Consider the following 11,076-nt stretch of genomic DNA (forward strand, 5'->3'; position numbering starts at 1 on the left):
AGGCAGGCAGGCATGGCGGTGGACGTCCCCCAGCTGGTGGCACAGGCCCGGGAGGGCCGGCCGAGGGCGGTGGCCCGGCTGATCTCACTGGTGGAGGGGGCGTCCCCGCAGCTGCGCGAGGTCATGGCGGCGCTGGCGCCGCTCACGGGCAACGCGTACGTGGTGGGCCTGACCGGGTCCCCGGGCGTCGGCAAGTCCACGTCCACCTCGGCGCTGGTCACCGCCTACCGGCGGGCCGGCAAGCGGGTGGGCGTGCTCGCCGTGGACCCCTCCTCGCCCTTCTCGGGCGGGGCCCTGCTCGGCGACCGGGTGCGGATGTCGGAGCACTCCTCCGACCCCGGCGTCTACATCCGCTCCATGGCCACCCGCGGCCACCTCGGCGGGCTGGCCTGGGCGGCCCCGCAGGCCATCCGCGTGCTGGACGCGGCCGGCTGCGACGTGGTGCTGGTCGAGACGGTCGGTGTCGGGCAGTCCGAGGTGGAGATCGCCTCGCAGGCCGACACGTCCGTGGTGCTGCTCGCCCCGGGCATGGGGGACGGCATCCAGGCCGCCAAGGCGGGCATCCTGGAGATCGGCGACGTGTACGTGGTGAACAAGGCGGACCGGGACGGCGCGGACGCGACCGCCCGCGAGCTGAACCACATGCTGGGGCTGGGCGAGGCCCGCGGGCCCGCGGACTGGCGGCCGCCGATCGTCAAGACGGTCGCCGCGCGGGCGCAGGGGGTCGACGAGGTGGTCGAGGCGCTCGAGAAGCACCGGGCGTGGATGGAGGAGCACGGGGTGCTGGCCGCGCGGCGGAGGGCGCGGGCCGCGCACGAGATCGAGACGATCACGGTGACCGCGCTGCGGTCGCGGATCGGGGACCTGCGGGGGGATGCGCATCTGGATGCGCTGGCCGAGCGGGTGGTTGCGGGGGGTCTGGACCCGTACGCGGCGGCGGACGAACTCCTGTCCCACCTCACGGCCGCCTGACCCCGCGTCCTGCACCCCCTGCTCCGCGCCGTTCCCCGGCCCCCGGGGGCGCCCGTCCGGGGCGCGGGGAACTGCGCGAAGGGGCGACGCGGACGGCGTGTGGCGAACGCGAAGGGGCCGGGCCCGTCGGAGGACGGGTCCGGCCCCTTCGGCAGGGTGCGGCGGAGCCGCTACGTGTTGGGGCGCTTGCCGTGGTTGGCGCCCTTCTTCTTGCGGGCTCGCCGCTTGTTGCCGCGCTTCGACATGGCGTAGATCTCCCTCATCCGGGACATTACGGGCGTACGCCAGTCTAGGTTCGCGCGCCCGGTCCCGCCCGGCTCAGATCTTGCCGCGGCTGTCGCGCAGCTGCTCCGCCACCGGCTTGAGGGAGGCGTGCAGGCCCGCGAGCGCCTCGGGGCTCAGCATGTCGATGAAGTGCCGGCGCACCGAGGCCACGTGGTGCGGGGCGACCTTGCGCATGGTCTCCATGCCCTGCTCGGTCAGCACCGCGTACAGCCCGCGCCGGTCGGACTCGCAGTTCACGCGGACCACGAGCCCGGCCGACTCCATGCGGGTGATCTGGTGGGACAGGCGGCTCTTCGACTGCAGCGTGGCGGTCGCGAGGTCGCTCATCCGCATCCGGTGGTCCTCGGACTCCGAGAGGTTGACCAGGATCTCGTAGTCGTTGTTGGTCAGTCCGAACGGCTGGAGATCCTTCTCCATCTGGTACGTCAGCAGTCTGTTGACGTCCAGGTACGTGCGCCAGGCGCACTGCTCGGCGTCGTCCAGCCAACGGGTTGCCGTCTCAGTCTCCATATGAGGACTCTACCCTAAGATGTTGAATTCCGTACAAAGATGAACGATCCCCGGACCGCGTCCCGTAACCCAGGGCAGGCTACCGGTCACAGTCCGAAGCGGCGCTGCAGGTCCCCCAGCTGCCCGGGCATCCGGGGCACGCCCAGCTGGTTGCCGAGCTGCCCCAGCGGACCCTGGCCGTGTCCGGGCACCCCGGGCTCGGCGTGCACCGCGCCCACCGGCTGCTCGGCCATGAGCAGCTCGGTCGACTGGAGCAGGACCGTGCCCGCGCCCACGAACTCGAACTGGTGCTCCTCGCCCGAGGTGCCCCCGATGCCCGTGAGCTGGCGCAGGCCGCCCATCACGCCCTGCATGTAGCCGTGGTCGTAGTGGTGGCACGGGGACGGGCAGTCGGCCCATCCCACCAGCGCCTGCGGGTCCACCCGCAGCGGCGGCTCCATGAAGACCACCGGACCATTGGACGCCGCCACGAACTTCCCGGTTCCGATCAGGGTCAGGAATCCCGGCACGATCGACTGCTTCAGCGCCAGGCTCGGCTGGTACGCGAGCAGGTTGCCGGACCGGATCGTCAGGTTGCCCTTGTCCAGGTCGTAGGAGTTGACGTCGAAGGCGCGGTCGGCGAGCAGCATCTTGCCCGAGCCCTCCGCCACCACCCAGTCGCTCGCGTGCAGCGGGGAGTGGAAGCTCGTGCGCAGCAGCCGGTCGAAGCGGCCGTGGCCGATGCCGTTGAACTCGATGCGCCCGTAGTAGGCGATCATCTTCCCCTTCTGCAGGAACCACTGGCTGCCCTGGAGCTCCACGCAGAAGGTGTACGGGTTGACGTTGTCGTCGGAGGGCAGCGAGTACGGGTCCAGGACGTTCGGGCCGCCCGGGCCGCCGAAGCCCGGACCGCCGGGGCCGGGGCCGCCCGGGCCGGGGCCGTAGCCGGGGCCGGGTCCGTAGGAGGGTGCGGGTCCGTAGTTCACAGCTTCTCCTCCGAGGCCTGGACGTACACGGCTCCGTGTCCGGACAGCTCCAGCTGGAACGCCTCGCCCGAGCCGCGCCCCACCATGTCCCGCCAGCCGAGCGCGGTGGAGAGCTTGTTCCGTACGTCCCCGTGGTGGGCCACGTACGCCTGCGGGTCCACGTGGACCGGCCGGTTGGGGGTGATGGGGAGCTCGATGACCCCGCCGTGGGCCATCACGGCGACCGCGCCGTGGCCCTTGAGGGTGGTGGTGAACAGGCCCTGGCCGGTCACCTGGCCGCGGACCATGCCCATGACCCCGCCCTGCGAGCCCATGAACATCGTGCCCTGCTGGAGGGTCCCGTCGAACGCCAGCAGCCGGTCCGCCTCCACGTAGAGGGTGTCGCCCTGGAGGTTGATCACCTGGATGTGGTGGCCGCCGTGCCCGAACATCACCGTGCCCTGGCCCTCGACGGTCATCAGCGGGGTCTGCTCGTTGGCCACCCGGCGGCCGATCATGCCCATGACGCCGCCCTGGCCGCCCGTGATGTCCGGGGTGAAGGACACCTCGCCGCGGTACGCGAGCATCGCGCCGCGCTGGCTGTAGACGCGCTGGCCCGGTACCAGCTGCGCCTCGATCATCTTCGAGTTGATCTCGCGGAACGGCATCAGACGTCGCCCCCGATCGTGTTGCGCTCGCTGGGCTGCACGTACACCAGCCCCTCGCCCTCGAAGCGGATCTGGAAGGCCTCGCCCGAGCCCTCGCCGATGAAGGTGCGGAAGGTCACGCCGGACTGGAAGTGCTGCTGGAGGTTGCCGGTGTGCGCGATGTACGCACCCGGGTCCACGGACAGCGGGTACTGGGCGCTGACGCGCAGCACCACCGCCGGCCCGTCGGACATGATGGCGGCCTGCCCGGTGCCCTCCACGGTCGTGGTGAAGAGGCCGTTGCCGGTCGCTCCGCCCCGCAGGCCGGTGAAGGTCGTGCCGGTGCGCAGGCCGGCGTCGGTGCACAGGAGGTTGCTGGACTCTACGTACAGCTTCTCCCCGTGCAGGTTGACGAGGTTGATCTCGCTCGCGCGGTCGGCGAAGTAGCAGGTGCCGTGCCCCTGCACTTCCATGACGGTCATCTGTTCGCCGGTCAGCCGGCGGGTCACCATCCCGCGGAGGCCCTCACCGCCGCCGGTCATCTTCTTGAAGGCCATCTGGCCGTCGTACGCGACCATCGAGCCGTTCTTCGCTTTGACGGCATCGCCGGAGAGGTCGACGGCGAGCACCTTGCTGCCTTGGAGTCGGAACTGAGCCACGGGGAGACGTTAACGGCCCCCGGCCCGCGCGAACAGGGGCACCCGGCCTATTGGCCCGCACGGCACCGGGACCGGGACCCCTCGGTCAAGATCGGGCAAACCGGCTGGGAGAATGGCGGGGCCCCAGCCCCCGGCCCGAAGGTTCCCCGTGGACATCAAGACCGCCTCCGCCCTGCACCGACTGCGCCTGGTCTCCATACCGGAGGCGCTGTCCTTCCCGGCCCTGCTGATCTTCGGATCGCTGCTCAGCCGGATCTCGGACATCGACTACCTGATGATGCCGCTCGGCGCCCTGCACGGCGTGCTCTTCGTGCTCTACGCGCTCTTCCTGCTCGACGTGTGGAACAAGGCGAAGTGGCCCTTCAAGAAGGCGGCCCTCTTCTTCCTCCTCGCGCTGGTGCCCTTCGGCGGGCTGTACGGCGACAGGCTGCTCAAGCGCGACGAGGCCGACAGTGTGATCGCCGCCCGCGCCCGCAAGGAGGGCGCCGCGGCCTGACCGCCGCCCCTCCCGGTACGCCCCGGCCCCGCGCAGACCGCCTTCCGGACACCCGGACGGCGGTGCGCGGGGCCTTCGCGTCAGACTCCCCCGCTCGGCCGAATCCCGTTCGACACGCCCCAGTACGTCCATTTTTGTAGGGGTATCAACTTTCGGGTTCGAGCTCAGGAGGGGCCGTGCAGCCGGACGGCTACGACTACGAGACCCACAGCCGACTCGCCGGCCCGCTGCGGGAGCCGGATCCCGCCGGGTACCGGGTGGAGTACCGCTCCCTGCTGTCGCAGGGGCCGCACCGAATACGCGCGGTCCTCCTGATGGCCCTGGCCCCGATCGCCGCGGCCGGGCTGCTCCTCTACCTGGTCTGGCCCACGCACTGGACCCGGCGGGAGGGCGGCGAGCAGTGGCTGGTCGCCCTGGACTGGGTGATGCTCGGGTCGATCGCGCTGATCATGTTCTTCACCGTGGTCAACGTGCTCTCCATCGCCCACGCCACCCTGGTCGCCCGGGACCCGGTGCCCGTCACCCCCGAACCGGGCACCCGCGTCGCCTTCCTCACCACGTACGTGCCCGGCAAGGAGCCGCTGGCCATGGTCCGGGCCACCCTGGAGGCGGCCGTCCGGGTCCGGCACGAAGGGCACCTCGACGTCTGGCTGCTGGACGAGGGCGACGACCCCGAGGCCCGCCTCCTGTGCGAAGAGCTCGGCGTGCGCCACTTCACCCGCAAAGGCGTCCCCGAGTGGAACCGGGCCAAGGGCCCGCACCGGGCGAAGACCAAGCACGGCAACTACAACGCCTGGCTGGCCATGCACGGGGACGACTACGAGTTCTTCGCCTCCGTCGACACCGACCACGCGCCGCTGCCGGCCTTCCTGGAGCGCATGCTCGGCTACTTCCGCGACCCGGACGTGGCCTTCGTGGTCGGCCCGCAGGTCTACGGGAACTACACCGAGTACGTCACCCGGGCCGCCGAGTCCCAGCAGTACCTGTTCCACGCGCTGATCCAGCGCGCGGGCAACCGCTACGGCGCCCCCATGTTCGTCGGCACCAACAACGCCGTGCGCATCAGCGCCGTGAAGTCGGTCGGCGGGCTGTACGACTCCATCACCGAGGACATGGCCACCGGCTTCGAGCTGCACCGCCGGCGCAACAGGGCCACCGGCCGGTTCTGGCGCTCGGTCTACACCCCCGACGTGCTCGCCGTCGGCGAGGGGCCGGCCTCCTGGACCGACTTCTTCACCCAGCAGCTGCGCTGGTCCCGCGGCACCTACGAGACCCTCGTCAAGCAGTACTGGAAGAGCTTCTTCCGGATGCCGCCCGGGCGCTGGCTCAACTACACGCTGATGCTCGTCTACTACCCGATGACCGCGGTGAACTGGCTGCTCGGCATCCTCAGCTGCGTCCTGTTCCTGTGGTTCGGCGCCTCCGGCACCCAGGTCTCCTCCTCGGTCTGGCTGATGCTCTACAGCGACGCCGCCGCCCTCCAGATCGGGCTCTACCTCTGGAACCGCCGGCACAACGTCTCGCCCCACGAGCCCGAGGGCTCGGGCGGCCTGGCCGGCATGGCGATGTCCGCGATCTGCGCCCCCGTCTACCTGAAGTCCCTGGGCGCCGCGCTGCTGCGGACCCCCGGCCGGTTCGTCGTCACCCCCAAGGGGGAGGGCGCCAGCCCCGACCGGATGACCACCTTCCGCATCCACCTCTACTGGGCCGCCGTACTCGTGGTCTCCCTGGCGGCCTCGCTCCGCTACGGCCACACCCACGCCGCGATGCGGATCTGGGCGGTGCTCGCGCTCCTGATCTCGCTCGCGCCGGTGGCGGTGTGGACCGCGACCCTCGTCCGCGACCGCCGGGCCCGCGCCCGGGCCCTGGTGCTCGGCGGCGAGCCGGGAGACGAGCCGGAGCCGGCCTTCGCCACGACGACCGGAGGGAACTGAGCCATGGCCTACCGGCCTTCCAAGAAGTTCAAGAAGACCGCACTCGGCGCCGGCGCGGTGATCGTCCTCGCCGGGCTCAACGCCCCCGCCGCGCTCTCCTTCGCCGAGGACCGCTACACGGCGTACAAGACCGGACAGGCCAGCTACAAGATCCAGTACGGGTCCTGGTCGATGGTCGGGATGCCCTCCGGGTACCGCGTCAACGCCATGCACGCCGCCCTGCTGCACACCGGCAAGGTGCTGCTCATCGCCGGGTCCGGCAACAACCAGAAGAACTTCGACAAGGGCACCTTCGACACCGTCCTGTGGGACCCGGCCACCGACACCTTCAAGAAGATCCCCACCCCCGAGGACTTCTTCTGCTCCGGCCACAGCCAGCTGCCCGACGGCCGGCTGCTGGTGGCCGGCGGCACCGCCCGCTACGAGGTGCTCGACGGCAAGGTCACCCGCGCGGGCGGCGGCATGCGGGTCAAGAACGAGAGCCCCGACAAGGCGGTGACGCTGAAGAAGGGCACGGTCTTCCGCTCGCCCTCCGGGGTCGAGTACGTCTCCCGCTTCGACGTCACCGTCCCCAAGGCCAAGCGCGAGTTCGAGATCACGTACGCCCGCAGCGGGCGCATGCTGCCCTGGAAGACCAAGGTGACCGCGTCCGAGGCCCGGGTCTTCGTGGAGGCCGTGGCCGAGGGCCCGCAGGGCCTGACCACCCAGGCCGCGCAGTACGAGGTGGTCGGGCTCAAGGGCGAGGACGCCGACAACGTGTACGGGCTCGCCGAGCGGCTGAGCGTGGACAAGCAGGACTTCCAGGGGATCAAGGCCGCCTACGAGTTCGACCCCAAGGCGGAGAAGTACATCCCGGTCGACCCCATGAAGGACGCCCGCTGGTACCCCACCCTCGTCACCCTCCAGGACGGCCGGGTGCTCGCGGTCTCCGGCCTCAACGACGTCGGGGACGTGGTCCCCGGGGACAACGAGATCTACGACCCGAAGACCAAGAAGTGGACCAAGGGGCCCTTCCGGTACTTCCCCACCTACCCGGCCCTCTTCCTCACCAAGGGCGGCAAGCTCCTCTACACCGGCTCCAACGCCGGCTACGGGCCCGCCGAGAAGGGCCGCGAACCGGGCCTGTGGGACCTGAAGACCAACACCTTCCGCAAGCTCCCCGGCCTCACCGACCCCGACCAGCTGGAGACCTCCTCCTCCCTGCTGCTGCCGCCCGCCCAGGACCAGCGCCTCATGGTGCTCGGCGGCGGCGGGGTCGGCGAGTCCCGCAAGGCCACCGGCCGCACCTCGATCGTGGACCTCAAGGAGGGCACCCCCGCCTTCAAGGACGGGCCGCGGCTGCCGCAGGGCACCCGCTACCTCAGCTCCGTGATCCTGCCGGACGACTCGGTGTTCACCACCGGCGGCGCCTCCGACTACCGGGGCCGCGGGGCCAGCGACATCCACAAGGCCCAGTTCTACTGGCCGCGGAGGAACGCCTTCACGGCCGCGGCCGCCCCCACGGTGGGCCGCAACTACCACTCCGAGGCCCTGCTGCTGCCCGACGGGCGGGTGGCCACCTTCGGATCCGACCCGCTCTTCGCCGACAAGGACAACACCAAGCTCGGCAAGTTCGACACCCGCCTGGAGGTCTACACCCCGCCCTACCTGCACCGGGACCCGAAGCGCCGGCCCCGGCTGGGCGACGGGCCGCAAGAGGTGGACCAGAACGGCCGGGCCACCTTCAAGACCCCCGACCCGGCGCGGATCGAACGGGCCCGGCTGATGCGGCCCAGCGCCGTCACCCACACCACCGACGTGGAGCAGCGCTCCATCGAGCTGGAACTGACCAAGAGCGCCGGCTCGGTGACCGTGAAGGTGCCCGGCGACCCGACCCTGGTCCCGCCCGGCTGGTACATGCTGTTCGTGACCGACGCCGACGGCACGCCCTCGGTGGCGAAGTGGATCCAGGTCAGGCCCGCGGAGCCGGTGGCCCCGGGCAGCGACGACCGGCCGCGGCGGCTGCGGCCGGGGCTCTGAGCAGGCGGACGGCGTACGCGGGACCCGCGCGCCGGGGCGGTCCGGGCGGTCCGGTACGCCGGGCTCCCCGGGCCGCTCGGTAGGCCGGGCCGCCCGGGGCCGCTCGGTAGGCCGGGCCGCCCGGGGCCGTCACTCCTTGGCCCGGCGGGCCAGCCCCAGGGCGTAGTCGGGCCACCAGGTCCCCGCCTGCGGACCGCCCCGGCACTGCCCGTCCGACTCGCCCGGCCGCTTGATCCACAGGTAGGCGTCGACGAGCGGGTCGCCCGTGCGGTCCGTGGGCGGGGCCCCGAGCGCCCGCCCCGGCGGATTGCACCAGGCCTCGGCGCGGTCGCCCGGCAGCGGGCCGTCCCCGTTGCGGCTCGTGTCGATCACGAAGTGCTTGCCGCCGGTGGCCTTCGAGATGCGCGCCCCGTACGCCCGGCCCGCCGCGTCCGGCTGGAAGTTGGAGACGTTCAGCGAGAAGCCGTCCGCCTTCTCCAGCCCCGCCTTGAAGAGCGGCTCGACCAGCTTCTCCGGGTCCGGGATCCACGCCGGATTGCCGGCGTCCAGGTAGACCCGGGTCCTCGGCTGCTGCTTCAGCCGGGCCACCGCCTCCGCCAGCAGGGCGTAGCGCTCGCCGTGGTGGTCGGCCCGGGTGCAGCCGTCGATGATGTGCGGGATCGCGTCGGGCTCCAGCACCACGATCGCGGGGGTGCCGCCGATGGCGTCGGCGAAGGCGCCGATCCACCGGCGGTAGGCCTCGCCGTCCGGGGCCCCGCCCGCCGAATGCTGCCCGCAGTCCCGGTACGGGATGTTGTACGCGGTGAGCACGAGGGTGCGCCGGGCCGCCCGGGCCGCGGCCGCCGCCCGCCGGATCTCCGGCCCCGGGTCCTCGCCCGCACCCCACAGCGCCATCGGCCGCTCCGAGATCCGCCGCAGCACCTGGGCGTCGCTGTTGCGGCCCTGGGCCTCCCAGCGGGCCACCTGGCGGGCCGCGTCGCTCTCCGGGTCCACCCAGAACGGGGACTCGGGGGGCTCGGGCGCACCGGGGGAGACGGCTGCGGCGGGGGTGCGGCCGGCCGGGCGGGGCCCGGCGGGCGCCTCCTCCCGGGAACAGGCGGCGGCCTGCGGCAGCAGCAGGGCGAGGCCGAGGGCGAGGACCAGGGGGCGGTGGCGTCGGTGGCCGGACATCCGGGACCCTTCGGGGCGGCAGGGCGGGTAGCGGACCGGCTCATCGTGACACGCATCACCCCCGGCGGGGCCCCGCGACACCGCCCGTCCCCCGCCGGGGGGCCTTCAGGGGGCGGCCGGGTCCCCGGACAGGGCGATGCCCAGGGGGGTGCGCTCGTACAGGACCTGGTGGCCGTGGCGGCGGGGGAGGAGGAGGCCGGCGCCGGCCAGGGCCTTGAGGTGGGCCGAGACCGTGGACGGGGCGAGGCCCAGGCGTCCGGCGAGGGCGGTGGTCGAGGCCGGCTCCACCAGTGCGCAGAGCACGTCGGCCCGCGCCCGGCCCAGCAGCCGGGCCAGCGCCTGCGGGGTCCGCTCGCGCGGCTCGCTCCACAGGGCGCCGATCCCGCGGGCCGGATACACGACGGTCGGCTGCCAGGGCGGGTCGAAGCCGCCGACCACCTCCGGCCAGACGAAGGCGCTCGGCATCAGGACCAGTCCCTGGCCGCCGAGCTCCCGGTCGTGGTGGGCGGGCCGGTCCAGGACCAGGGTGCGGGCCGGCCCGTCCCAGTGCAGGTCCGGGTGGAGCCCGGCGAACAGGCCCTCCAGGCCCTCGGCGGCCAGCCGCCGGGAGTGGAAGACCACGTCCGCCTCCAGCAGGGCCCGCAGCCGGGGCCAGTACGGCTCGACCAGCACGTGCCAGGCCTGCTCCGTCAGATCGGCCAGCCTGGCCACGGCCGACACCGGGTCGTCGAGCAGGGCCCGGCCGGTGTCCGACTGCAGCGCGCCGGGGGTGCAGGCGAGCGACCGGGCGAGGTCCGCCCGCACGGCCTCCGGGTCGGCCGCGGCGGCCCGGATCCGTTCCAGCTCCTGCCCGATCGGGGCGGCCGGGCCGAGGGGCGGCGGGCCGAGGAAGTCGGGGCTGTGGCCGCGGAGGGGCATCAGCAGCCACAGGGGGTGCAGGTCGAGGGATTCGGCGGTGGCGGATGCGCGGATGCTTTTCAGCCAGGGGAGGTGGTGGCCCTGGCGGGCCGGGCGCTGGAGGGTGCGGACGGCCTCCTGCGTTTCCCAGCGGGGGGAGACGGCGAAACGGCACCGGAGCAGATCCCCCTCCCCAAACCGCAGATAAAACACCCTTCCCCCTCTCCACCACCCCTCCCCAACATGCCGCCCCAACCCTTGCGCGTCCAATCCGCCCCTGCGCGTCCAATCCGACCCTGCGGGTCCAACCCGACTCTGCAGGTCCGATCCGCCCCTGCGGGGCCCATCCGTCTCCGCGGGTCCAATCCGCCGCTGCGGGTCCAATCCGACCCTGCGGGGGCAAAACAGCCTCGCCGGCGTTTGAGGCGCGGGGGCCCGGGGGCGGAGCCCCCAAATCAAGCCCCGCCGGCGTTTGAGGCGCGGGGTGCGGGGGCGGAGCCGCCGGGGTGGTTGCGGTTCACGGGGGTGGGTGGCGAAGACCCG

11 protein-coding genes are annotated in these 11,076 nt (G+C 72.5%); 4 read left to right on the forward strand and 7 right to left on the reverse strand.

Annotated features, from left to right (window positions below; all coding sequences use genetic code 11):
• Window positions 1-12: 12 nt before the first annotated feature.
• Complete coding sequence (meaB, locus tag ACZ407_RS33740; protein WP_468135125.1) at window positions 13-972, forward strand: methylmalonyl Co-A mutase-associated GTPase MeaB; 960 nt, start codon at window positions 13-15, stop codon at window positions 970-972.
• A 170-nt stretch (window positions 973-1,142) separates the two neighbouring features.
• Here meaB and ACZ407_RS33745 read toward each other — a convergent pair whose 3' ends face one another.
• The 5 genes from ACZ407_RS33745 to ACZ407_RS33765 form a co-directional block, all read right to left on the reverse strand.
• Window positions 1,143-1,217: a 50S ribosomal protein bL37 gene (locus tag ACZ407_RS33745; RefSeq protein ID WP_372460710.1), complete on the reverse strand. Its 75-nt coding sequence runs from the start codon at window positions 1,215-1,217 to the stop codon at window positions 1,143-1,145.
• A gap of 73 nt (window positions 1,218-1,290) precedes the next feature.
• Window positions 1,291-1,767 (reverse strand): MarR family winged helix-turn-helix transcriptional regulator, encoded by a 477-nt coding sequence (locus tag ACZ407_RS33750; RefSeq protein WP_468135127.1) that lies wholly within the window; start codon window positions 1,765-1,767, stop codon window positions 1,291-1,293.
• A gap of 86 nt (window positions 1,768-1,853) precedes the next feature.
• Window positions 1,854-2,621, reverse strand: a complete 768-nt coding sequence (locus ACZ407_RS33755) for an AIM24 family protein (protein WP_468135147.1) — start codon at window positions 2,619-2,621, stop codon at window positions 1,854-1,856.
• A 107-nt stretch (window positions 2,622-2,728) separates the two neighbouring features.
• Entirely contained in the window at window positions 2,729-3,379 is a 651-nt protein-coding gene (locus tag ACZ407_RS33760) for an AIM24 family protein (protein WP_468135129.1), read from the reverse strand.
• A complete protein-coding gene (locus ACZ407_RS33765) occupies window positions 3,379-4,017 on the reverse strand; it encodes an AIM24 family protein (RefSeq protein WP_468135131.1) in 639 nt (212 codons plus the stop codon). The genes ACZ407_RS33760 and ACZ407_RS33765 overlap by 1 nt, the downstream gene beginning before the upstream one ends.
• Before the next feature lie 148 nt (window positions 4,018-4,165).
• On the opposite strand from ACZ407_RS33765, the gene ACZ407_RS33770 reads away from it, so the two are divergent.
• From ACZ407_RS33770 to glxA, 3 genes are all read left to right on the forward strand, one after another.
• A complete protein-coding gene (locus tag ACZ407_RS33770) occupies window positions 4,166-4,513 on the forward strand; it encodes a DUF3817 domain-containing protein (RefSeq protein WP_468135133.1) in 348 nt (115 codons plus the stop codon).
• 176 nt (window positions 4,514-4,689) lie between these two features.
• Window positions 4,690-6,447, forward strand: a complete 1,758-nt coding sequence (locus ACZ407_RS33775; protein ID WP_468135135.1) for a glycosyltransferase family 2 protein — start codon at window positions 4,690-4,692, stop codon at window positions 6,445-6,447.
• A gap of 3 nt (window positions 6,448-6,450) precedes the next feature.
• Window positions 6,451-8,466: a radical copper oxidase GlxA gene (glxA, locus tag ACZ407_RS33780; protein ID WP_468135137.1), complete on the forward strand. Its 2,016-nt coding sequence runs from the start codon at window positions 6,451-6,453 to the stop codon at window positions 8,464-8,466.
• Window positions 8,467-8,595: 129 nt separating this feature from the next.
• Here the strand turns inward: glxA and ACZ407_RS33785 are convergent, their stop codons facing one another.
• A complete protein-coding gene (locus ACZ407_RS33785; protein ID WP_468135139.1) occupies window positions 8,596-9,636 on the reverse strand; it encodes a glycoside hydrolase family 6 protein in 1,041 nt (346 codons plus the stop codon).
• A gap of 105 nt (window positions 9,637-9,741) precedes the next feature.
• Window positions 9,742-10,746 (reverse strand): ArsR/SmtB family transcription factor, encoded by a 1,005-nt coding sequence (locus ACZ407_RS33790; RefSeq protein WP_468135141.1) that lies wholly within the window; start codon window positions 10,744-10,746, stop codon window positions 9,742-9,744.
• Window positions 10,747-11,076: the final 330 nt, after the last annotated feature.

The organism is Streptomyces sp. NPDC030809, from assembly GCF_055572195.1.

Coding starts and splice junctions, on each gene's coding strand:
- ACZ407_RS33750 (WP_468135127.1), bottom strand. CDS start 1,767: ATGGAGACTGAGACGGCAACCCGTTGGCTGGACGACGCCGAGCAGTGC.
- meaB (WP_468135125.1), top strand. CDS start 13: ATGGCGGTGGACGTCCCCCAGCTGGTGGCACAGGCCCGGGAGGGCCGG.
- glxA (WP_468135137.1), top strand. CDS start 6,451: ATGGCCTACCGGCCTTCCAAGAAGTTCAAGAAGACCGCACTCGGCGCC.
- ACZ407_RS33785 (WP_468135139.1), bottom strand. CDS start 9,636: ATGTCCGGCCACCGACGCCACCGCCCCCTGGTCCTCGCCCTCGGCCTC.
- ACZ407_RS33760 (WP_468135129.1), bottom strand. CDS start 3,379: ATGCCGTTCCGCGAGATCAACTCGAAGATGATCGAGGCGCAGCTGGTA.